This window comes from Ferrimonas sp. YFM (assembly GCF_030296015.1).
In the GTDB taxonomy this organism is placed as follows: Bacteria; Pseudomonadota; Gammaproteobacteria; order Enterobacterales; family Shewanellaceae; genus Ferrimonas.
Genome location: NZ_AP027368.1, coordinates 1,318,992 through 1,341,781, shown reverse-complemented (window position 1 = coordinate 1,341,781; position 22,790 = coordinate 1,318,992). Strand labels below are relative to the sequence as shown.

Below are 22,790 nucleotides of genomic sequence, written 5' to 3'. Positions count from 1 at the left end.
GCAGCAAACAATCAAGGTTGAACAGACGAAATTGATGAAGAACCCCAGCTTTTCTTGGTCCCCTCCTCCGGACACCCTGACTGATCTTTTGCTCCGAAACGGCATAGATGAACCTCTCACCGCCGAGATATTGGATCAGAGCTTCCTGATAAAACTCAAAAAAGGTGAGTGCTTCCTGCCCAGCTTTCAGGAAGCCGCCCTGAACTTCGTCGAGAGTGGTGTACTCAAGGAGGTGGTGGACTATCCGGCTGAGCTCAGTAAAGTCACCGGCATTTGGCTACCCAAGACCCTGCTCACCAGCCATGCCCCCAATGGCATCAACCCCTGGCTGAACAAAAGCTATGTGGCACTGGACAACACAGTACTTCGGGCCATTCCTGGTCACTGTCTGCACCGCCTGGCCGGCAGATCAGAAGCCCTTTTTGAGTTCTGCCTGCGACGTTATGAAATCAGCAATGCCGCCACCCGTGACTGGTCGGTGATGAGCAGCCTGTTGGATAAGAAACAACACATCATCATGTGCCTGGTGATCATCTTTCTCTATGGGCATGAGATCGAGTTTCGAGATGCGCCACTGAAATATGAAGATATCGCCAGCTTCTCCGGGGTGACCAAACAATATTGCATCTCAGTAATTAAAGAGTTGATTGGCCAGGAGATGATTCGGAAAAAATATGGCACTTTGGCCGTAGAAGATCTGGATGCTCTGGTCTCTCTGGTGGATATCCAGCATCTGAATTACTACATTCAGTATCTTAAATTACCCAACTAAACCAATACTCTCCGCCAACAGAAAGTAATGAAGGTGACGGACAAGGCTCTGTCCCTTCTTATTCCCTTGTTCAAACCAACGCTTACTTTTACTTACTGATTTATTTGAGTTATCTCCCGTAATCACTCTCAAGTGATTCTATATGCTGCCGATACACTCACCATCAGACCGTCAACAGGAGCTCTCCATGCAGATCTCTCAACATCAGGGCAGCAACATCACCCTGGCCACCTCCCAGGGCCGGGAAGCCGTGCCCGCCACCGACGCCGGCACCACCGCCCCCAAAGGCAATGTGTCCACGCCAAAGGAGAACCGCATCACCGTCAGCATCTCCCAGGAAGCCAGACAGAAACTGGCCGGCGAGCAGGCCACCACTGGAGAGAGCAAGAAGTCTGAGAAGAAGGAATCTCCTGCTATCGAGCGAATCAAACAGTCGATCAAGCTGATCAAGGAGAGGCTGGAGAAGGCCAAGGAGCAACTGGAAGAGCTCAAAAGCAAAGAGATGGACCCGGAAGCCAAACAGAAACTGCTGGATGCCAAACGCAGTGAGATCATGAGCATCACCGCCGAGCTCAGTCAGGCCAACACCAAGCTGGCTGAAGCCAGGAAGAAAGAGGCCGAAGGCAAAGCCTGATAAAAAAAGAGGACTCAATGAGTCCTCTTGTTCGTTAGATGAGCCGGCTATCAGGCCTCGTCTTCGTGACCGAAGTTCTTTGGCAATACCAGGTTCAGCAGGATGGCCACCACGGCGCACAGGGCGATACCCTGCAGGGTGAACTCACCCATCTTAATGGTCATGCCGCCAATGCCGAACACCAGGGTCACCGCCACAATCACCAGGTTACGGGGCTCGGACACGTCCACCTTGTTGTTGATCATCGAGCTCATGCCCACTGCTGCAATGGAGCCGAACAGCAGGATCATGATGCCGCCCATCACCACGGTGGGCACCGTGGCCAGGATGGCACCGAACTTACCCACCATGGCCAGCAGGATGGCGCTCACCGCCGCCCAGGTCATCACCTTGGGGTCGTAGTTGCGGGTCAGCATCACCGCACCGGTCACCTCAGAGTAGGTGGTGTTTGGTGGTCCGCCCAGGCTGGCGGCGGCCATGGTGGCCACACCATCGCCCAGCAGGGTACGGTGCAGGCCCGGCTTCTTCACGTAGTTTTTGCCGGTCACATTGCTGATGGCCAGCATGTCACCGATGTGCTCCACCGCCGGGGCAATGGCCACCGGGATCAGGAACAGAATCGCTTCCCAGTGGAAGCTCGGCGTGGTGAAGTCAGGCATGGCAAACCAGGGCGCAGCGGCCACGCCGCTGAAGTCGATGATGCCGGCAAACCAGGAGAGGCTGTACCCCACCACCACCGCAGACAGAATCGGCAGCAGACGCAGCATCCCCTTGCCCATCACCGCCACCACAAGGGCAGTAATCAGGGTAGGCAGGGCAATAGACAGCGCCAAGCCAGTCTCATAGGCCTGATTGTCCCCTTGCATCCCCAGAGCCATGTTCACCGCCACAGGGGCCAGAGTCAGACCAATCACCATGATCACCGGACCCACGACCACCGGAGGCAGCAACTTGTTGATCGCTTCCATGCCACCGGCACGGGCCACCTGAGACAGCACCACATACACCAGGCCGGCCGCCATCAGGCCACCCATGGTGGCCGAGACGCCCCACTGGGCCACGCCATAGGAGATGGGGGCAATGAAGGCAAAGGAGGAAGCCAGGAATACGGGAACCGAACGCTTGGTCACCAGTTGGAACAACAGGGTGCCCACACCGGCGGTGAACAGGGCAACGTTGACATTCAGACCGGTAAGGAGGGGAACCAGAACCAGGGCACCAAAGGCCACGAAAAGCATCTGGGTACCGGCGACCACCTGTCGCCAGGTTGCCGGGACAGGCGCAGCCCCGGCCGTAACAGCTTGCTGCTGCATGTTAACCTCGTTGTTATTTATCGTAATTATGTGATTGGTCTCTAGTGGACCAATGTAGGGTCGAAAGCTGGGGCACAGCCCCACCCGGCTTTCACGGGATTCAAAAAAACGGCGCCGATGGCGCCGTCTCTGAAATCACTTGGTTCCGAAGATCTTGTCCCCGGCGTCACCCAGTCCCGGGAGAATGTAGCCCTTCTCGTTGAGGCACTCATCCACGGAAGCGGTGAACAGTTCGATATCCGGGTGAGCCTCCTCCAGAGCCTTCAGGCCCTCGGGAGCCGCAACCAGAACCAGAACCTTGATGCTGGTACAACCGCGCTTCTTCAGCAGATCCAGAGTGGAGATCATGGAACCGCCGGTGGCCAGCATGGGATCCACAACCAGAGCGATACGCTCATCGATGTTGGAGACCAGCTTCTCGAAGTAAGGCACAGGCTCCAGGGTCTCTTCATCACGGTAGATGCCCACAACGGACACCTTGGCGGCAGGGATGTGCTCCAGAACGCCATCCATCATGCCCAGGCCTGCACGCAGGATGGGCACCACGGTCACTTTCTTACCCTTAATCTGGTTAACGGTGATGGGGCCGTTCCAGCCGTCGATCTCCACGGACTCGGTCTCAAAATCGGAGGTCGCTTCGTAGGTCAGCAGAGCGGCAACCTCTTTTGCCAGCTCACGGAAGCGCTTAGTGCTGACATCAGCTTCACGCATCAAGCCCAGTTTATGTTGAATCAGCGGGTGCTTGACCTCAGTGACTTTCATCTTATTCTCCGAATGGTAGGCTACAGGTAAACAGCGGAATCATAGCGTGAATCCCCACCCTTGGGAAGAGAGTGTGCTGCCAGCCAGCCCACGACGGGAGGCCGATCACACTAAAACACCATAAACGAAGAGTTTTCAACCGGTTTACGTTTGGTGAACCGCCATCACAGAGAAAAACTTGGGCACACAGTGTGCAACTGGTAAAATGCGCGCCAGAACATCAACACTATAAAAATCCCTACAAAAACAACGAGGCCTCTGTGAACAAAGCCGATTCCCTCAGCTACAAAGACGCCGGTGTCGACATCGATGCCGGTAACGCCCTGGTAGACAACATTAAGTCTGCGGTAAAGCGTACCCATCGCCCGGAAGTGCGCGGCGGCCTGGGCGGCTTTGGCGCCCTGTGCGCTCTGCCCGAGAAATATAACAAGCCCCTTCTGGTCTCCGGCACCGATGGCGTAGGCACCAAGCTGCGCCTGGCCATGGACTACAACGGTCATGGCACCGTCGGCGTGGACCTGGTGGCCATGTGCGTCAACGACCTGATTGTGCAGGGTGCCGAGCCCCTGTTCTTCCTGGATTACTACGCCACAGGCAAACTCTCCGTGGACACCGCCACCCAGGTGGTTTCCGGCATCGCCGATGGTTGTGAACAGGCAGGCTGTGCCCTCATCGGTGGTGAGACCGCCGAGATGCCCGGCATGTACGAAGGGGAAGACTACGACCTGGCCGGCTTCTGTGTCGGCGTGGTTGAAGAGGCCGACGTCATCGACGGCAGCCTGGTGGCCCCAGGTGACGCCCTTATCGCCCTGGGCTCCAGCGGCCCGCACTCCAACGGCTACTCTCTGATCCGCAAGGTACTGGAGCGGGTGGACAACCCACAGGAGCAGACCATCGGTGGTCAACCTCTGATCCAGACCCTGCTGGCCCCGACCCGCATCTACGTCAAGCCCGTGCTGAAACTGCTGGAGCAGCACAAGGTGCACGCCATCTCCCACATCACCGGTGGCGGCTTCTGGGAGAACATTCCCCGAGTCCTGCCTGACAATGCCCAGGCGGTGATCGACGGCAACTCCTGGCAGTGGCCAGAAGTGTTCAACTGGCTGCAGCAGGTGGGCAACATCGACCAGCACGAGATGTACCGTACCTTCAACTGTGGCGTCGGCCTGGTGATCGCCCTGCCTCAATCCGAGGCAGAGGCCGCCGTGGCCCTGCTGAAAGCGGAAGGGGAAAACGCCTGGCTGCTGGGCAACATCGATGCCCGCGGCGATGACCAACCCCAGGTGGTGATCGCTTAAGATGGCACAGCAGACCCGAATCGCCGTTGTCATCTCCGGCAGCGGCAGCAACCTCCAGGCGATCATCGATGCCTGCGCCGAAGGTCTGGTTCCCGGCCAGATCGTCGGCGTCATCAGCAATAAGGGCGAGGCCTATGGCCTCACCCGCGCAGCCAACGCCGGCATCGAAGGGATCACCCTGCTCGCCGAGAAGGGAGAAAGCCGGGAGTCCTACGACGCCCGCCTGGCCGCCCAACTGGATGCACTGAATGCAGACCTGGTGGTCCTGGCTGGCTTTATGAGAATTCTGAGCCCTGGGCTGGTGCAGAAGTTTGCAGGGAAGATGCTTAACATCCACCCCTCCCTGCTGCCCAAGTACACAGGTCTCAACACCCACCAGCGAGCCCTGGACGCCGGCGATGCCGAGCACGGCTGCTCGGTCCACTTTGTGACCGAGGAGCTCGACGGAGGACCGGTGATCCTCCAGGCCAAGGTGCCGGTGTTTGAAGAGGACACCATAGAGGCGCTGACTCAACGGGTGCATACCCAGGAGCACCGCATCTATCCTTTGGTGGTCAAATGGTTTTGTGAGGGACGCCTGGCCATGAACGACCAGGGTGCCCTTCTGGATGGTCAACTGTTGCCCGAACAGGGGTACGCCAGCGAGGAGTGAGCCATACATGGCGACTGAGTTAAAGAGCGTTATCTGTGACATCGACGGCGTGCTGATGCACGACAACCAGCTGATCCCCGGCGCCGACCGCTTTATCAAGCGGCTGCAGGAGCAGGGAAATCCGCTGGTGCTACTCACCAACAATCCGGCCCAGACCGCCAAGGATCTGGCCAACCGCCTGGCAAACTCAGGCATCCACCTGCCGGATTCAGCGTTCTATACCTCCGCCATGGCCACCGCCCACTTCCTCAGGCACCAGAGCGGCAATAAAGCCTATGTCATCGGCGAGGGTGCCCTGACCCACGAGCTGTATCAGGCGGGCTTTACCATCACCGACATCGACCCCGATTTTGTGGTGGTGGGCGAGACCCGCTCCTTCAACTGGGACATGATCCACCGTGCTGCCAACTTTGTGGCCAACGGTGCCCGCTTTATTGCCACCAATCCGGACACCCACGGCCCCTCCTACAGCCCGGCCTGTTCGGCCCTGTGTGCCCCCATCGAGAGAATCACCGGCAAAACCCCCTTCTATGTGGGCAAGCCCTCCTCCTGGATCGTCCGCAGCGCCCTGGATCACCTGGGCAGCCACTCCGGTGATACGGTGATTGTGGGTGACAACATGAACACCGACATCAAGGCAGGTGTTCAGGCAGGGCTGGAGAGTATCCTGGTGCTCTCCGGTGTCACCGGCATCGAGGAGCTGGACACCCACCCCTTCAGGCCCACCCACATCTTCCCCTGTGTGGCGGAGATTGATGTGGTCTGACCGACAGAGCAAGCTTCGAAAAGGTGGCCTCAGTGCCACCTTTTTTTGCCCTTCTCCTGCCACCTGACCGCACCTGCCCCTTCTCGACAACACACAACGAATGTGTTGATTGCCGATTCGTCAGTGATCGAACACTTTTTTGCCTATCAAATAATAAATCACCAATAAAAAGCGGCATCAGTTGAGAAATAAAAAGCCTTGAAGGTTTATTTTTAAGACATGTTGATTTTCAGCATGGGAATGATGAAAAATCCCCATCAGCTTCCAGCATGAGCGTTACGGGGGCACGTCGCCTGGGGCCAACCCCGGGCAGCGAGGTGAGCGGCTAACCTGGCCTTCCGATACCCGAAGCCGGATGGCAACAATAGGGCACCTTGGAGCATAGGCCACATAGGACAAAAAGAATTCCTTACAAGTCAATCTTGTCGAGTGGCTGTCGCCAAAGGATGATAGGGTCTTGCACATCAGCTGAACGGCAGATTCAGCCAACACATTAAAGAAGGATTTAGCATGAGACTCACCCTATTGGCACCGGCATTGATGCTGCTTGGTGCTTGCAGCCAGATTCCGGCCCAGCAGTCAGGTATCGATGAATCCAGGTTCCGTACCGACATCAAGGAGCTGGCCTCCGACCGTTATCAGGGCCGCCAGCCCACCACTCAAGGGGAAGCCCTGACCCTGGCCTATCTGGAGAAGCAGTTTCGTGCCATGGGCCTGGAGCCCGGCAACGGCGACTCCTACCTCCAGCCTGTCCCCATGGTCACCTACACCACACAGCCCGGCACCCAGCTGAGCCTGGGCGGCGAGTCTCTCTCCCTGCCGGAACAGGCGGTCATCAACAGCTTTCACGACCGCCCCTCCCAGGTCCTATCCGGCAGTGACATCGTCTTCGTTGGCTACGGCATCGATGCCCCCGAGTATGGTTGGAACGACTACCAGGGGCTGGACGTTACCGGCAAGACGGTGCTGATTCTGGTGAACGACCCAGGCTTTGCCACCGGGGAGCCCGAGCACTTCAAGGGCAACACCATGACCTACTATGGCCGATGGGATTACAAGTTTGCCGAAGCGGGCCGCAAGGGCGCCGCCGCGGCCCTGATCATTCACGACACCGAGCCGGCCTCCTACCCCTGGTCCGTGGTTGCCAACAGCTGGACCGGCCCGCAACTGGACCTGGCCGGCAGCAGCGAGCCCCATCCCATGATCGAGGGCTGGATTCAGAAAGAGGTGGCCCAGAAGCTGCTGGCAGAAGAAGGCAAGAGTCTGGAAGCATTGATGGCCCAGGCGGCCCAGTCGCCCATTAACCTGTCACTGAACGCCCGCGCTGACGCCAGGCTGAGCCAGAAGGTGGAATACGCCACCAGCCACAACGTGGTGGCCAAGCTCACCGGCAGTGAGCGCCCCGATGAGGTAGTGAGCTACACCGCCCACTGGGACCACCTCGGCAGCGATGGAGACACCATCTATAACGGCGCCCTGGACAACGCCACCGGCGTGGCCGGCATCCTGGAGATCGCCCGCCAGTTCGCCGAGGCCCCCAAGCCACCGGAGCGTTCCGTCCAGTTTATCGCCGTCACCGGCGAGGAGCAGGGCCTGCTGGGCTCTCGTTACTACGTGGCCAACCCCACCGAATCTCTGAAGAAAACCGCCGGGGTGTTCAACCTGGACTCCACCAACGTCTATGGCGCAGTGAAGGAGTTCACCGTGGTCGGCCTGGGACAGTCCCAGTTGGACGACTATCTCGCCGAGGCGGCAGCGGGTCAACAGCGTGTGCTGGCGCCGGAGCGTTACCCTGAAGCCGGCGGCTTCTTCCGCTCCGACCATTTCTCCTTCGTGAAACAGGGCGTTCCGGCAGTGTTTGCCGGAGGCGGCTCCACCCCCAAGAGCGACGCTCTGGCCGAGTATCGGAACAAGATGCGAGAGGAGATGAAGGGGTGCTACCACAACACCTGTGACATCTACCGGGAACACTGGAACCTCTCCGGGGCCCTGGAGGACATTGAGGTGTTCTACCGGGCAGGCAGCGCACTGGCCAACAGCGAACAGTGGCCCGGATTCAATCAGGGCAGCGAATTCCACGCTCTGCGCCCGGCAAGTTAATCAGGGCCGCCAATGACGGCGGCCAACAGAAGATTTGAGGAAGAATCATGCTTAAGAAACTACTGGCGTCTGTAGGAATCGGCGCCGCCAAGGTGGACACCCAGCTGCATCAGGATGTGATGATGCCCGGCCACCCCTTCTCCGCCACTATAGTGATAAAAGGGGGCGACGTGGACCAGGAGATCTCAGGGCTGTCTCTGACTCTGGTGACCGAAGCCAAGGCGGAGGTGGACGACTCCACCGTCTATCAGCACGTGGCCCTGGAGAGCTGGCGCCTGAGTGAAAAAATGACCATTGAAGCGGGCCAAACCTATGAGCTGCCTTTCGAGGGCGTGCTCCACCCGGAAACCCCCATCACCACAGTGGGCGGTCGCCGCAACCAGAGCAAGGTGTGGCTGCAAACCGGTCTTGAGGTGGACCTGGCCATCGATCCTTCCGACCGTGACATCCTGGCCGTCGCCCCCACCCCGGCGATGGACACCCTGCTGGCCGCCATGGAGCAAGCGGGTTATCAACTGCACAAAGCCGATGTGGAAAAAGGGCACCTCAATGGTGCAGGCTTCAGTTCCCAAAGCGGTGCCTATCAGGAGCTGGAGTTTGTCCCCGGCGGCATGAGCCTGTTCGGGGTGCGGGAAGTGGAGGTCTCCTTCGTGCCTCAGGGCGGTCGCATGAATGCCCTGATAGAAGTCGATCGCGCCTTCCGCGGTGACAGCTACAAAAGCCTGAGCTGGGACGATGACACCTCCCTGCCCACCTTACTGGAACAGCTCAAGCGCACCATCGGCTGAGCTTTTGTGGTCGTGCCCATGGGCGCGACCGATTATCAATTCATTTACACTGACTATACATGCAGTTGGCAAATGAACCAAAGAGTGGCAATGTGACAGCAACCTGCCCCTTAGACGACAACGGAGAACCACTACCATGTGCAGTATTTTTGGTATTCTGGATCTGAAGACTCCAGCCTCCGAACTGCGATCTCTGGCCTTGAGCCAGTCAAAAAAGATGCGCCACCGGGGCCCGGACTGGTCCGGAATCTATTGCGACGACAACGCCATCCTGGTTCACGAGCGACTGGCGATTGTCGATATCGATAACGGAGCCCAGCCCCTCTACAGCAAAGAGGGCGATCTGGTGCTGGCCGTTAACGGCGAGATCTACAACCACAGAGAATTGCGCCAGGAGCTGGAAGCGGAGTATGAATTTCTGACCGGTTCCGACTGTGAAGTGATCCTCGCCCTCTACCGCAAATACGGCGAGCAGTTTCTCGATCGTCTCAATGGCATCTTCGCCTTCGTGCTGTGGGACAAGGCCAAACAGCGTTATCTTATTGGCCGGGACCACATCGGCATCATCCCCCTCTACACCGGCTACGACGCCTCAGGCAACTTCTACGTCGCCTCGGAGATGAAAGCCCTGGTGCCCCAGTGCCGCCAGATAGAGGAGTTCCTGCCCGGGCGCTATCAGGCAAGCTGGCTGGACGAACCGGTCACCTACTACCGGCGCGACTGGCAGCAGCACAGCGCTGTGGCCGACAACCCGGCAGACAGCGCCACCCTGCGCCAGGCCCTGGAAGAAGCGGTGAAACGCCAGCTGATGTCGGACGTGCCCTACGGCGTGCTGCTCTCCGGCGGCCTGGATTCCTCCATCACCTCGGCCCTGGCCAAGAAGTACGCCGCCCGCCGCATCGAAGAGGATGAAGCCAGCCCCGCCTGGTGGCCACAGCTGCACTCCTTCGCCGTCGGCCTGGAGGGATCGCCGGATCTGGCCGCCGCCGCCGAAGTGGCCGCCCACATCGGCACCGTCCACCACCAGGTCACCTTCACCATTCAGGAGGGGATCGACGCCCTGACCGACGTCATCTACCACCTGGAAACCTATGACGTCACCACCATCCGCGCCTCCACCCCCATGTACCTGATGGCGAGGAAGATCAAAGCCATGGGGATTAAAATGGTGCTCTCCGGCGAAGGCGCCGACGAGTTGTTTGGCGGCTACCTCTATTTCCATAAGGCACCCAGTGCCCAGGCCTTCCACGAAGAGCTGGTGCGTAAGATCCACAAGCTGCACCAATTCGACTGCCTGAGGGCCAACAAGGCGATGGCCGCCTGGGGCATCGAAGCCCGGGTGCCCTTCCTGGACAAGGAGTTCGTGGATGTGGCGATGCGCCAGAACCCCGCAGCCAAGACCATCACCGAGGGTCGCATCGAGAAGCAGATTCTGCGGGAAGCCTTTGCCCATTACCTGCCGGAGTCCGTCGCCTGGCGCCAGAAAGAGCAGTTCAGTGACGGGGTTGGCTACTCCTGGATCGACACCCTCAAGGAGCACGCCGAGGCCCAGGTGAGCGATCAGGAGCTGGCCAACGCCCACTTCCGCTTCCCGGTCAACACCCCGGACACCAAAGAGGGTTACTTCTACCGCACCCTGTTCGAGCAGCATTTCCCCGGCGAGGCCTGTGCCCGCTGTGTACCCGGCGGCAAGTCCGTCGCCTGCTCTACCCCCGAGGCCCTGGCCTGGGACAAGAGCTTCTCCGCCATGGCCGACCCTTCGGGTCGCGCCGTTGCCAATGTACATAAAGACGCTTACTAGTCACTTGGGGGCTTCGGCCCCCTTTTTTTTTGGTTCATCGCGCATTACCGGGAAAAGCGGCTCGTATCTTCAGGAAGAAGTTGTCGCTGTCCCGGTATCCGTAGGCCATGCGCTTGATAACCTTTATCTTGTTGTTCATTCCCTCAAGCTTGCAGGTGTGCAGCCGGAAGGTAGCCGAGGCGATGATGCCTTTGAGGTAGGGTTTGAGCTTCTTTGCGAAGCGAATCAGCGGCTCGATGCCGCTCTCGGTGACCTGTTGCCACCATAAACGCCACTGGCTCAGAGCAGCATCGGGACTGTCGGCATACCACAGCTCCTTCAGTTGTTCCCGCATCAGGTACACCACCATCAGCGACCGGTTCTCAGCCAGCAGTTCCTCCAAGTAGGCGTGCTGCTTGTCGGTCATGTTCTTCCGGTTCTTCAGCAGCACCCACCGACCTCGCTTTACTCTTCTTCTGGCCGGTTTGTCCTGCCTCAGCTCGTTGGCTCGGTCCACTCGCACCCGATCCACCACTTCCCGGCCATATTTGGCCACCACATGGAAAAGGTCGTAGACCACTGCGGCATTGGGGCAATGCATCGCCACTTCTAGGTCGAAGGCGGTATTCATGTCCATGGCTACCGCTTCGATATGCTGGCAGTGCTCTCCCAACGTCAGGAAGAACGGTCGTATCGCCTCTCGACTACGGCCCTCGCCAACCCACAGCACCTGGTGAGTGTCGGCATCGGCGATGACAGTGGCGTAGCGGTGGCCCTTGAACAGGGCAAACTCGTCCATGACCAGACGTCGTACCTTGCTCCAGTCCGGCTCGGTGACCTCCCGAGTCAGACGCTGTATGTCCAGCCGCTTGAGGGTGTGCCAGTGCAAACCGGTCATCTCATTAACGTGCTTAATGGGCATCCGCTTAAGCAGTTGCTCGACGTACAGGATAAGTCGGTTGGTCTGGCGAGCATGGGGCTCCAGCCAGGAAAGGCACTCAGTGACCACACCACAGTCAGGGCAGCGTAGTCGGCGCAGTGGTACAGACAGCAAAGTCTGGTAGCCAAAAACATCACGCTCCTGAACAGTGCGGATAGTGACATCGTGAACCCGACTGACAGCTTGGCCACAGCGACATTGACCGGGGCCCGAGGGGGTTAAATGGATGGTAAGAGTATCGTGGTGGAGCTCAGTATGAGTGGGGGAAAACCCTTCCCACGGTGAGATAGGCAAGGTAAGCTTTTGCATCGAGAACGGCTGGTGGTGATTGTTTGTGTTTGGCGACTAAACAATAACCTTTCCAGCCGTTTTCGTATCTAGTTCCCGCTAATGTGCGAAGAACCTTTTTTTAACCCGCCCTCCCCCAGAGAAAACTTCTTCACTCCGCCAATCTGAGCAAAATTTTTAATAACCAGCATTTCAATACTTTGCCTCGAAAGTGGGCAGAAACGCCCGGAAACTACGCCGGTCTCGGTTTAAAGGGCGTCGGGATTTTGCTACATTTTTGTCACTTTTTTGGGGATCGCATCAGCTTCTTCCTGTGCCAGGACCATAATGATTCAAATAAGATGGCAGCTCGGACGCTACATTCGTCATGGATGGCGATGGTTTATTCTGATTCAGTTGATCTGCCTGCTGAGCGTGCTCTTCGCGGGCAGCCTGGCCCTAAGCGAACGGCTGGATGACAGGGTGGAAGAGGTGGTGGCCGCCACCGACAACTACCTGAATCGGGGCATCGATTCTCTGACCACTCTGGGCCAGGAGCTTACACCCGGGGTCTGTGACGCCACCACCGAGTTTCGTCTCACCGAAGCGGCCATTCACTCCGATGTGTTCGACCACTTCGCCTATCTCAGCGACCGGGGTGGCTACTGCCGCAGTGCCACCAATCCCCTCTACCCGGTTCAGGTGGGACAGCTGATCTCGACCCATCCGGGACCGCTGTGGCTCTCATTCGATGACAGCACCCTGACCCCCTATCAGCTGTTTGTTCTCGAGCAGACCCCGGGGCACTACCTCATTGGCATGGCCAAATCGGCGCACCTGCTGGAGCGACTGATCAGCCCCAGGGACAGGGAGTTTATCCGGCAGATCCAGATCCAGGTGGATCAGCGGCTGTTCTATGCCAGAGACAGCCTCACCCAGGTGCCCTGGCTCAGCCTGCAAACCAACCTGAGCCAAGGCAAGGTCAACGCACAGATGATGGCCCTGCTGTTAAGTGGTGATCACTGGCGCCGCTGGCTGACCTACAGCCTGCCCCTCTCCCTGACTCTGGGGCTGATCCTGCCGGTGCTGATGATTCGACGCCGCAGCCATCAGGGGGTACTGCTGGATGACCTGACCACCGCCTTGCGCCGGGGGGAGATTGCCCCGGTGTTCCAGCCCATAGTCCATGGCGGCAATGGCCGGGTCAAAGGGTTCGAGATGATGGCCCGCTGGACCCACCCGACTCTGGGCAAGATTACCCCGGACACCTTCATCCCCATGATGGAGCGTCATGGACTGCTGGATAACCTGCTCACCTCACTGGCGGACCAGGCCCGAGGTAAGCTGCCCAGCACCACCTACCTGAGCATCAACCTCTCCGGCGAGCAGCTCACCCAGGGGCTGAGGGACCCTCTGAGCTTCCTGCTGGAGCTCTGCCACAAACTGGAGATCCCCGCCAATCGGCTGATGGTGGAGATCACCGAGCGTCATGCCCTGGACTACGACTGCCCGCAGTTGCAGGAGACTTTGGCCCTGCTGCGTCACGCCGGCTTCAAACTGGCCTTCGATGACTTCGGCACCGGCCACAACGGCATCGCCTGTCTGCGCACCTTCTCCCCGGATGTGATCAAGATAGACAAGAGCTATGTGCACACCGTCAGCGGCGATGCCATTCAGAAACCGGTGCTGGACGCCATCATTCAACTGGCCCGCAAGATGGAGGTGGAGGTGATCGCCGAAGGGGTAGAGACCGATGCCCAGCGCCGCTTCCTGCTCGAGCGCGGGGTCACCAGCATGCAGGGTTACCTGTTTGGCAGGCCGGCCCACTGGCATGACAGCTGCCCCCTGCCCCAACCGGCCACCGCCTGAGGGCGAAAAACGCTAGCCGGTCATCCCGCCGGTGAGTCGGGTTCAGGCTTGTGCATCTGCTCGACCACATAATCCACAAATAACCGAACCGCCTGGCTCACATGGCGATGTGACTGATGGATAAGGTACATGTTGCCTGCCGGTGCTTGGTACTCCTGAAGCAGGGGCCGAAGCTGACCCTGTTCCAGATAAGGCTTAATCAGCAGAAAAGGTAACTTGGCAACCCCGAGCCCGGCGAGCACAGCCTCAATCAACAGGTGTTGGGTGTCTGCCGAGTACCGCCCCGTTACGGGCACCCCGACCGCCCTACCCTGATCCAAAAACTGCCAGGAGTGCCCTTGCAGCGACCTTCCCCAGAGTATGCACTGATGCTGGGTAAGATCGTTCGGATGACGGGGTTCCGAGTGCTGTGCCAGATACTCGGGGCTGGCACAGCAAACCAAGGATTTCGTCAACAGGCGACGTGCCACCAAGCTGGAATCCTTGAGGATTCCAGAGCGGAAGGCAATATCGATCCTCTCTTCGATGAGATCGACCTGGTGGTCACTGATCTCAAGTTCCACATTCACTTGCGGGTGGCGGACAAGAAAGGCACTGACCCAGGGTTGAACAAACATCAGAGCAAAATCCAGAGGCGCAGTGATGCGCATGGTTCCTGTGGGTTTCGTTTGAGACTGATGAACGAGCTGGCCGGCTTGCTCCAAGCCAGTAAGGTTATGCTGACAGTTCAAAAAATAACGCTGACCCACATCGGTGAGGGACAACTTGCGGGTGCTACGGTTGAGCAGCCTCACTCCCAGATCTGCCTCCAACTGCTGAACTTTGCGACTGACCGACGTCGACGGCATCCCCAGAGACCGAGCCGCCCCCACAAAGCTTCCGGCTTCAACCACCCGAACAAAAACTCTGACCTGATTCAGATCCATCCGAGATTACCAACAAAAATGGGATAGTTAACTTCAACTATACCATCTAATAAAGGGACACAGGGTTCACTACACTAAGTCCACACTCAGGCAACCGAAGCCCCCGATAAGACGAATGATGTACCGGATACCCCGAGGCAGGCTAAGGCGGACCAGAGGTTCAAACTCTTCATCAGGCCTAGAATCAACCCTGACATCCACCCAAGGAGGTTTACAATGAAATCCAATCTTTTTTCCCCGGACAATGCCGCCATGCTGCTCATCGACCACCAGGTCGGTACCCTCAACTGGGTCAAGTCCAACACCCTCGAGGAGATCAAGCGCCATACCCTGGCCCTGGCCCGCTCGGCCAAGGAGACCGGGATGCCGCTCATCCTCACCTCCAGTCAGGAGGATCAGGTGCAGGGACCGTTGTTTGACGAACTGGCCGCCGCGGTACCAGAGGCCTTCGCCAACCGCATTCAGCGGCAGGGGGTGGTCGATGCCATGAAAGATCCCCAGTTTGCCATGGCGGTGGCCGCCGCCGGCCGCAGGAACCTGATCATCGCCGGCATCACCACGGATGTCTGCGTGGTCTATCCGGCCATCACCGCCATCCAACAGGGGTATAACGTTCAGGTCGTGGTGGACGGATCCGGCTCTCCCAGCACCTTGGCAGACGAGACTGCCCTGAGGCGAATGGAGGCTCACGGCGTGACCCTGACCACCACCAACCAGCTCATCGCGGAACTCGCTCAGGACTGGAGCTCACCAAACGGCAGCAAACTAATGCAGGTCCTGTTTGAGGAGGTGCTCTCCAAGCAAGGGTAAGGACGGCAATGTCCCGGCCGGACAAACAGCAAAAAAAAGGAGGACTCAAAAGAGTCCTCCTTAGGTCGTGGCCACCCGCCCAGGTGACCCAGGACGCGCTGAACCTTCCGGTTCTACACGCCCTCATGCTCCATTACAGGGGCAGGATGTTTAGAAGCTGGCGCTGGCCCATACCCACAGCTTGTCGGTATCTACCTTGATGTCACCGGCGTCGTACATGGCGTACTTCACACCCAGGGTGTAGTTCTTGGCTACCTTGGTGGTGTAGCTCAGGTCGATTTCGCTACCGAAATCATCGGCGGCAACGCTCTCGTCGGCACTGAAGTCGTGGTAAATGGCAGCGAACTTGCCACCCAGAGCCTTACCGGATACACCGGCGTACAGGTCAACCAGACCGGCATCTGGGGTACCCAGGAACTGGTCAGCCCAACCGTTGAACTTGTGCAGGGTCGCCAGAGGAGTGGAGAAGCCGTACTGGCCGCTGTCGGAACCCAGAACTTCGTAACCCAGCTTGGCGGTCACAACGCCGAAGGTGGCGGCACCCTCGATCAGGTAGTAGTCGGCCTCGAAGTCGTTGGCCTTGTTTTCCTGAGTGGCGTACTCCAGCTGGTACTTAACCGGGGTGTTGGCCAGCTTGGCGCCACCGGCGAAACGAACACCATAGGTGTCGATGCCGTTGGTGGTGTCGTTGTCCATTTCCAGCAGGTAGGCGTAGGCGGTCAGCTTACCGAAGCCAGTCTTGTAGCCAACGTTGATCAGGTGGTCCTTGGAATCCACGTCCTTCTCTTCGGCGAAGATGCGGTTACGCTGGTTGATGTAGACGTAGTTCAGGGACAGGTCCTTGGCAGGGGTCAGCATCAGGTTGACCGCGTCGAAGGTCTGACGGTCCTGACGCCAGCCAACGTGGCCAACGAAACGGTGGTTGTCCATGGTCACAACCTGGCGACCCAGGGTGCCCTTGAACATGCCGCGCTGATAGCGCAGGAAGGCCTGATCCAGCTCGGTGGTGTTGGGATCGGCAATCACAGAGTACTCTGGCTTGCTGCCCAGAGCGTCGTTGTAATCGTTGATGCCGAAGGCATCGCGGGAGTCTTCAAACTCAACCAGGGCAGACAGCCCCTGGTAAGCAGCGGTCTCCAGAGTCAGGCGAGTACGCAGAGTCAGGGCATCGGCGTCTTTCAGAGCGTTGTCCTGGCTGACGTTTTCGTAACGCAGACGGGCATCCAGCTTCACGGAGCCTTCAGCAACAGCATCGGCGATGGACGCGGGCTCGGCAGCCACAGCGGCAGAGGAAAGGGCCAGGGCAGTTACGGTGGCCAGGTAGCGTAGTTTCATTGTCGTCTCCTGTTTTGACAAAGTGCGGGGCGGTGGGCCGCCCCGTCTTTATTATTTTTTGGTGTTACTTGTTGGCGAGGGCGCCAACGTTATCGGCCTGAGGCACGTGACACGCTTTACACTGATACAGCTGGCCCTTGAGCTTGCCGTTGTCGGTGTGGCTGACAGGCAGGGTTTGCTTCTTGGGCTTGTGGCAGCTCATGCAGCCATTGCGCTTCAGGGTGATTGGGTAAGTCGCCTTGTGAGGGATCAGCGGCGGCTGGCCGGCAAACACCTCATCCACAACCTGCTTCTTGGGATAGTTGGCGATGGGGGCGGCGGGCACCTGGGTGTTTACCGCAGCCTCTCCGCGACGGGACTCAGCGGTGTTCTGAGCCTGTTCGGTGGCATTCATTTGACATCCGGCCACGATCAGGGCCGCTGCTACCATAAGAATTTTTGCTTTCATTGGTCTCTCCATAGGGGCCGCCTGGCGGCCCCTTCCCTAATCGATTAAGCCTTGACTACCTGAACCGGACACTTCTTGAAGTCGGTCTCTTTGGACATGGGGTCAGTGGCATCCAGCAGCAGCTTATTCACCAGCTGACGAGCGTCACAGAAGGGCATAAACACCACGCCTTCTGGCATCTCGTAACGACCCTTGGTCTCGATGCGGGTGCGAACAGCGCCACGTGGGCTGCTGACCATCACCTCATCGCCACGCTTGAGGCCGCGCTTGGCTGCGTCCTTGTCGCTCATGTAGATCTTGGCGTTAGGGTAGGCCTTGTTCAGTTCGTCGACGCGGCCGGTCATGGTGCCGGTGTGCCAGTGCTCCAGTACACGGCCGGTACACAGCCACATGTCGTACTGCTCGGTCAGCTCCTCGGCCGGGCCCTCGTAGGGGTTGGCGATGATCATCGCCTTACCGTCAGGCTTGCCGTAGAACTCGAAACCGGTGCCAGGCTTAACCAGAGGATCCAGACCCTCTTTGAAGCGCCACAGGGTCTCTTTGCCGTCAATCACAGGCCAGCGCATGCCTTCGCCGAAGTACTCGTCGAACTCACCCAGGTCGTGCTTGTGGCCACGGGTAAAGGCGGCGTACTCTTCGAACAGACCCTTCTGCAGGTAGAAGCCCAGAGCCTCGGACTCGTCGTTGTGCTTGCCTTTGCAGTCGGATACGGGGAACTTGTCCACCACGCCGTTACCAAACAGCACATCGAACATGGTCTTGCCGCGGTACTCAGGCTTCTGAGCCAGCAGCTCTTCAGGCCATACCTCTTCCATCTTGAAGTACTTGGAGAACTCAACCACCTGCAGCACGTCGGAGCGTGCGCCGGGAACCGGCTTAACCAGCTGGTGCCAGTACTGGCCACGACGTTCGGCGTTACCGTAGGCACCCTCTTTCTCTACCCACATGGCGGTCGGCAGAACCAGGTCAGCCATGGAGGCAGTCACGGTCATATAGGCGTCGGACACCACGATGAAGTTCTCTGGGTTGAGGAAACCAGGCAGAGTCTCTTCGTTGATGTTGGGGCCGGCCTGCAGGTTGTTGGTCACCTGAGTCCAGTAGCAGTTGAGCTTGCCGTCTTTCAGCATGCGGCTCTGCAACACGGCGTGGTAGCCAGGCTTGGCAGGGATGGTGCCCTCTGGCACGGCCCAGCGCTTCTCGGTGATGTCGCGGTGAGGCTTCTTCATCACCACCATGTCTGCTGGCAGACGGTGGGCGAAGGTACCCACTTCACGGGCAGTACCACAGGCGGAAGGCTGACCGGTCAGGGAGAACGGGCTGTTGCCGGGCTCGGAGATCTTGCCGGTCAGCAGGTGGATGTTGTAGATGGAGTTGTTCACCCACACACCACGAACGTGCTGGTTGGCACCCATGCACCACATGCTCATCACCTTACGCTTGGGATCGGCGTAGGCCTTGGCGATGGCCACCAGAGCGTCGGCGTCGACGCCGGTCTGCTCAACGGTGTACTCCAGGGTGTAGGTGCTCAGGAACTTGGCGTACTCGTCGAAGCTGATGGGGGTCATCTTCTTCGCGGACTTCTGGTTCTTGGCTTCCTTCTCACGTGGGTGATCAGGACGCAGGCCGTAACCGATGTCGGTGGTGGCCATGGCGAACTTGGTGTGCTTGTTGACGAAGTCCTTGTTTACCGCGCCATTCTCAATGATGTAATTGGCGATGTAGTTCAGCAGGATCAGGTCGGTTTGAGGCTTGAAGATCAGGCCGTTGTCCGCGATGTCGAAGCAGCGGTTACGGTAGGTGGAGATGGCGTGGATCTTGGCACCTGGGTGGCCCAGACGACGATCGGTGACGCGGTTCCACAGGATGGGGTGTGCTTCGGCGGCGTTGGAGCCCCACATGACGAAGTCATCGGCGTGCTCGATGTCATCGTAACAGCCCATGGGCTCATCGATGCCGAAGGCGCGCAGGAAGCCCACTACGGCAGAGGCCATACAGTGACGGGCGTTAGGGTCGATGTTGTTGGAACGGAATCCCGCCTTCATCATCTTAACGGCCGCGTAGCCTTCCCAGACGGTCCATTGACCGGAACCGAACATACCCACAGAGCTTGGGCCTTTCTTCTTCAGAGAGGCTTTCCACTTCTCGGCCATGATCTCATAGGCGCGATCCCAGGATACCGGAGTCAGCTCACCGTCTTTGGCGTACTGGCCACCCTTCATACGCAGCAGAGGCGTGGTCAGGCGATCCTTGCCATACATGATCTTGGACAGGTAGTAGCCCTTGGCACAGGCCATGCCTTTGTTCACAGGGGAGTCTGGGTTACCGCGGGTGGCGATCACCTGGTTGTCCTTGGTGCCCACCATGATGGAACAACCCACACCACAGAAACGGCAAGGCGCTTTGCCCCACTCCAGATCGTCCTTGCCCTGTGCCGCATTGACGGTGGACACAGGCAAGATGGCACCCGCGGCGGTGGCGGCGGCCACTGCGGCATTGGCTTTGATAAACTCGCGTCTGTTCAAGCTCATATCATCCTCTTGATATATTAGAGTTGTTCTACCCTGTGATAGGCCAAAGCGGTGTTCATCACCCCTTCGATGGCCGATATCGCTTCAATGGCTTCGCTGGTGCTGGCCTGGCTGTCTCGCTCCAGGGTCACCACCAACTTGCCGTCGTCTGTCTTGGTGTGCAGCTCACAACCGGGGATCTCAGTCAGGGCCGGAATCACCGCCCCCTCCAGCTCCGCCGTGCAGCTCACCACCAAACCACTTATATGCACCGTCTCACTCAAGGTCTTCACCTGTGTCGTTTTGCGTTTCATTGATTTAAATGTTGTTTTTTTGGCCTCAGGCTAGCCATACCCCTTAGGTGGTATTCCTTTTGAGATAGGGCGAAGGTCCAAATTTCCAACACAAAGGGAAAGGTTATTTATTTAACGAGCCGTTAAAATGCGATCTTAACCATGAACCGCATTCGTGAACTTGGTCCACCAACTATAGCAATAAGAATGGATGTCATTTGGAAAGGTGATTCACGCCACTGAATGACGCTCACTCCCGGTGTGACGGGCTTTGCGTACTGACCGAAGCTGTGATCCCGGGCAAGGTGGCGGCGGTTGCCGGGTATAAGGAGGGCCGAGGCCGGGATTTTAGCCTCAGTAAATTTAAGTCAAAACCGTTCACATCTTGCTCACATGTCTGTATCCGTTCAGTTTTTTTAAAGTCAAAGTGTGATAAGTTGAGCTACATCTTTGGGGGTCAATCAGGGACCACAGCCTGTTTATGAGCAAATTCAGGTGGCAGCTTGGACGCTTTATCCGACTGGGGTGGCGATACTTCTCCCTCTGTCTGCTCGTGGGCGTGCTGTTCAGCCTCTCCCTCAGCCTGATGACCCACACCAACAACATCAACTCCAGGCTGGATCTCGGCCTGTCCCTGTTCGACGCCTACTACAACCAGAGTGAGCAGGAGCTCAAACAACTGGCCGGACGCATTCCCTGGGGGATGTGCGACGCCTCCTCTGAGCTGGAGCTGAAGCGCCAGGCGGAGCTGTCCCACTTCTTTGACTACCTGGCCACCATGAGCGACGAAGAGGGGTTCTGTCGCGACGAAGATCTGATCATCGCCCCCTCCACCGCCTTCAACATGTTGCTCGAAGGGCAAGGCCCCACCTGGATGAAGAACGTCAGCCATCACCTGCAGTCCTATCAGATGATGGCACTGCACCTGGGTGACAGCCGCTACCTGTTTGGCATCACCAAGAGCCGGCGCATGATGGAGCTGCTGTTTCCCGAGCCGGAGTTGCTCAGCAACGCTAAAATTACCCTCAAGTTCAAGGAACAGACCATCGTCTCCCTGGGAGAGGCGAAACAGGACTGGCTGTCTCAGCACTACAAGGAACAACGCGGCCCCCTCTCCATCAGCCTGTCCCTGGCCCCGCAACACCTGACACTGTCCCTGAAGCGGGATCTGTCTCTGGGGCTGCCGCTGACGCTGATCTTCTCCACCCTGGTGACCATGTTGCTGCTCTATTGGCGCAGCTATCAGGGGCTGCATCCGGAAGATCTGCTGGACACCTTCAGCAACCGGGAGATCTTCCCGGTGTTCCAGCCCATAGTGGATGGCCGCGACAAGAGGGTGCTGGGCCACGAGATGCTGGCACGCTGGAGTCACCCACAACTGGGAAATGTCCCGCCGGACGAGTTCATTCCCATGCTGGAGTACCACCAGCAACTGGACCGGCTGCTGTATGAGCTGGCGCCCCAGTGCCAGTACCAACCCTCTCAACATGGCTACCTGAGCATCAACCTGGCGGGTCAGCAGCTGCTGTCGGAGAAGCGCAGCCTGGGGGATTTCCTCGAGCACCTGAGCCGGCAGATTGGCATCGAGCCCTGGCAGATGGTGGTGGAGATCACCGAACGCGAGGTGCTGGATTTCCACTCCCGCCCCTTTCAGCGCACCCTGTACAACATCCGCCAGCGCGGTTTTAAGGTGGCCATCGACGACTTCGGCACCGGCCACAACGGCCTGGCCAGCCTCAAGGTGTTCCAGCCTGACTATCTGAAGGTGGACCGCAGCTTTATTCAGGCGATCAAGCACCGCCGCGACCCCCAGCCGGTGCTGGACTCCATCCTGCAACTGGCCAACCGGCTGGAGATCGAGGTGATCGCCGAAGGGGTGGAAACCGAGGAGCAGCGCCTCTACCTGCTGGATCGCGGCATCACCCGAATGCAGGGATTCCTGTTTGCCCGTCCCGGCCCCCTGACCATTTCTTCCCCAAAGAGGGAGGACGGACAAGAATCCCCCTCCCGCAGCGCCGCGGGATCCACTATACTGGCCGCCGATCTAGCCATCACTGGGGACACCTGAGGAACCGATGAGAATCTGCGCCGTAGAACTGAAGAGCAACGAAGCCATTATCTGCATCCTGGCACTGGAGAAGGGACTGTTTAACGTACCCGATTGCCGGGCCCGCAAACTGACCCTGACCGACACCCAGGGCACCAAGGCGCTGCACGCCTTCCAGAGCGAGTTTGCCAAACTGTTGAGCGACTACCAGGTGGATAAGGTGGTGATTCGCGAACGCCCCACCAAGGGCAAGTTTGCCGGCAGTGCGGCGGGCTTCAAGATGGAAGCGGCGATTCAGCTGATTGAGGGCCTGGATGCCCAGGTGGTGACCAACACCGCCATCAAGGAGAGCCTGAAGCGCACGCCCCTGGAGGTCACCACCAAGGATGTGGGACTCAAGCAGTTCCAGGAAGCGGCCTTCACCACAGGCTTCGCCTTCCTCAACGCCAAATAATCAAAAAGCCCGGCAGATGCCGGGCTTTT

20 protein-coding genes are annotated in these 22,790 nt (G+C 58.5%); 12 read left to right on the top strand and 8 right to left on the bottom strand.

From position 1 onward, the window contains the following. Window positions 1–34: 34 nt before the first annotated feature. Together QUE41_RS06345 and QUE41_RS06340 are read left to right on the top strand one after the other, a co-directional pair. The gene (locus tag QUE41_RS06345) at window positions 35–772 is read left to right on the top strand and encodes a Crp/Fnr family transcriptional regulator (protein WP_286342040.1); all 738 of its coding nucleotides are present in this window, start codon (window positions 35–37) and stop codon (window positions 770–772) included. 187 nt (window positions 773–959) lie between these two features. After that, complete coding sequence (locus tag QUE41_RS06340; protein WP_286342039.1) at window positions 960–1,406, top strand: hypothetical protein; 447 nt, start codon at window positions 960–962, stop codon at window positions 1,404–1,406. A gap of 50 nt (window positions 1,407–1,456) precedes the next feature. Here QUE41_RS06340 and QUE41_RS06335 read toward each other — a convergent pair whose 3' ends face one another. Further along, window positions 1,457–2,719, bottom strand: coding sequence for a uracil-xanthine permease family protein (locus tag QUE41_RS06335; RefSeq protein ID WP_286342038.1), 1,263 nt, complete (start codon window positions 2,717–2,719; stop codon window positions 1,457–1,459). A gap of 135 nt (window positions 2,720–2,854) precedes the next feature. Then, entirely contained in the window at window positions 2,855–3,481 is a 627-nt protein-coding gene (upp, locus tag QUE41_RS06330) for a uracil phosphoribosyltransferase (RefSeq protein WP_286342037.1), read from the bottom strand. A 260-nt stretch (window positions 3,482–3,741) separates the two neighbouring features. Here upp and purM point away from each other — a divergent pair, with 260 nt between their 5' ends. The 6 genes from purM (at window position 3,742) to asnB (ending at window position 10,886) form a co-directional block, all read left to right on the top strand. After that, window positions 3,742–4,779, top strand: a complete 1,038-nt coding sequence (gene purM / locus QUE41_RS06325) for a phosphoribosylformylglycinamidine cyclo-ligase (RefSeq protein WP_286342036.1) — start codon at window positions 3,742–3,744, stop codon at window positions 4,777–4,779. A 1-nt stretch (window position 4,780) separates the two neighbouring features. Continuing rightward, window positions 4,781–5,431: a phosphoribosylglycinamide formyltransferase gene (purN, locus tag QUE41_RS06320; protein WP_286342035.1), complete on the top strand. Its 651-nt coding sequence runs from the start codon at window positions 4,781–4,783 to the stop codon at window positions 5,429–5,431. Window positions 5,432–5,438: 7 nt separating this feature from the next. After that, on the top strand, window positions 5,439–6,197 hold the full coding sequence (locus QUE41_RS06315; RefSeq protein WP_286342034.1) for an HAD-IIA family hydrolase: 759 nt from the start codon (window positions 5,439–5,441) through the stop codon (window positions 6,195–6,197). A 510-nt stretch (window positions 6,198–6,707) separates the two neighbouring features. Then, entirely contained in the window at window positions 6,708–8,297 is a 1,590-nt protein-coding gene (locus QUE41_RS06310) for a M28 family metallopeptidase (RefSeq protein ID WP_286342033.1), read from the top strand. A gap of 47 nt (window positions 8,298–8,344) precedes the next feature. Next, the gene (locus QUE41_RS06305; protein ID WP_286342032.1) at window positions 8,345–9,085 is read left to right on the top strand and encodes a sporulation protein; all 741 of its coding nucleotides are present in this window, start codon (window positions 8,345–8,347) and stop codon (window positions 9,083–9,085) included. A 136-nt stretch (window positions 9,086–9,221) separates the two neighbouring features. Beyond that, a complete protein-coding gene (asnB, locus tag QUE41_RS06300) occupies window positions 9,222–10,886 on the top strand; it encodes an asparagine synthase B (protein WP_286342031.1) in 1,665 nt (554 codons plus the stop codon). A 34-nt stretch (window positions 10,887–10,920) separates the two neighbouring features. Here the strand turns inward: asnB and QUE41_RS06295 are convergent, their stop codons facing one another. Then, window positions 10,921–12,114 carry an ISL3 family transposase gene (locus QUE41_RS06295; protein WP_286342030.1) on the bottom strand — a complete coding sequence of 398 codons (1,194 nt, stop codon included), beginning with the start codon at window positions 12,112–12,114 and terminating at the stop codon, window positions 10,921–10,923. 306 nt (window positions 12,115–12,420) lie between these two features. On the opposite strand from QUE41_RS06295, the gene QUE41_RS06290 reads away from it, so the two are divergent. Beyond that, on the top strand, window positions 12,421–13,941 hold the full coding sequence (locus QUE41_RS06290; RefSeq protein WP_286342029.1) for an EAL domain-containing protein: 1,521 nt from the start codon (window positions 12,421–12,423) through the stop codon (window positions 13,939–13,941). A 20-nt stretch (window positions 13,942–13,961) separates the two neighbouring features. On the opposite strand, the gene QUE41_RS06285 is transcribed toward QUE41_RS06290, so the two are convergent. Beyond that, window positions 13,962–14,867, bottom strand: a complete 906-nt coding sequence (locus QUE41_RS06285) for a LysR family transcriptional regulator (protein ID WP_286342028.1) — start codon at window positions 14,865–14,867, stop codon at window positions 13,962–13,964. A 216-nt stretch (window positions 14,868–15,083) separates the two neighbouring features. Here QUE41_RS06285 and QUE41_RS06280 point away from each other — a divergent pair, with 216 nt between their 5' ends. Beyond that, complete coding sequence (locus QUE41_RS06280) at window positions 15,084–15,677, top strand: isochorismatase family protein (RefSeq protein ID WP_286342027.1); 594 nt, start codon at window positions 15,084–15,086, stop codon at window positions 15,675–15,677. Between the two features lie 150 nt (window positions 15,678–15,827). Here QUE41_RS06280 and QUE41_RS06275 read toward each other — a convergent pair whose 3' ends face one another. From QUE41_RS06275 to QUE41_RS06260, 4 genes are all read right to left on the bottom strand, one after another. Then, complete coding sequence (locus tag QUE41_RS06275) at window positions 15,828–17,012, bottom strand: alginate export family protein (RefSeq protein WP_286342026.1); 1,185 nt, start codon at window positions 17,010–17,012, stop codon at window positions 15,828–15,830. 64 nt (window positions 17,013–17,076) lie between these two features. Further along, entirely contained in the window at window positions 17,077–17,460 is a 384-nt protein-coding gene (locus tag QUE41_RS06270) for a nitrate reductase cytochrome c-type subunit (protein WP_286342025.1), read from the bottom strand. A 44-nt stretch (window positions 17,461–17,504) separates the two neighbouring features. Next, window positions 17,505–19,988, bottom strand: a complete 2,484-nt coding sequence (gene napA / locus QUE41_RS06265; RefSeq protein ID WP_028108099.1) for a nitrate reductase catalytic subunit NapA — start codon at window positions 19,986–19,988, stop codon at window positions 17,505–17,507. A gap of 17 nt (window positions 19,989–20,005) precedes the next feature. Beyond that, window positions 20,006–20,251 carry a chaperone NapD gene (locus QUE41_RS06260; RefSeq protein ID WP_028108098.1) on the bottom strand — a complete coding sequence of 82 codons (246 nt, stop codon included), beginning with the start codon at window positions 20,249–20,251 and terminating at the stop codon, window positions 20,006–20,008. A 490-nt stretch (window positions 20,252–20,741) separates the two neighbouring features. Between QUE41_RS06260 and QUE41_RS06255 the strand changes: the two genes are divergently transcribed. Together QUE41_RS06255 and QUE41_RS06250 are read left to right on the top strand one after the other, a co-directional pair. Beyond that, window positions 20,742–22,328, top strand: a complete 1,587-nt coding sequence (locus QUE41_RS06255) for an EAL domain-containing protein (RefSeq protein ID WP_286342024.1) — start codon at window positions 20,742–20,744, stop codon at window positions 22,326–22,328. A gap of 7 nt (window positions 22,329–22,335) precedes the next feature. Then, on the top strand, window positions 22,336–22,761 hold the full coding sequence (locus tag QUE41_RS06250; RefSeq protein ID WP_286342023.1) for a DUF3010 family protein: 426 nt from the start codon (window positions 22,336–22,338) through the stop codon (window positions 22,759–22,761). Window positions 22,762–22,790 lie beyond the last annotated feature (29 nt).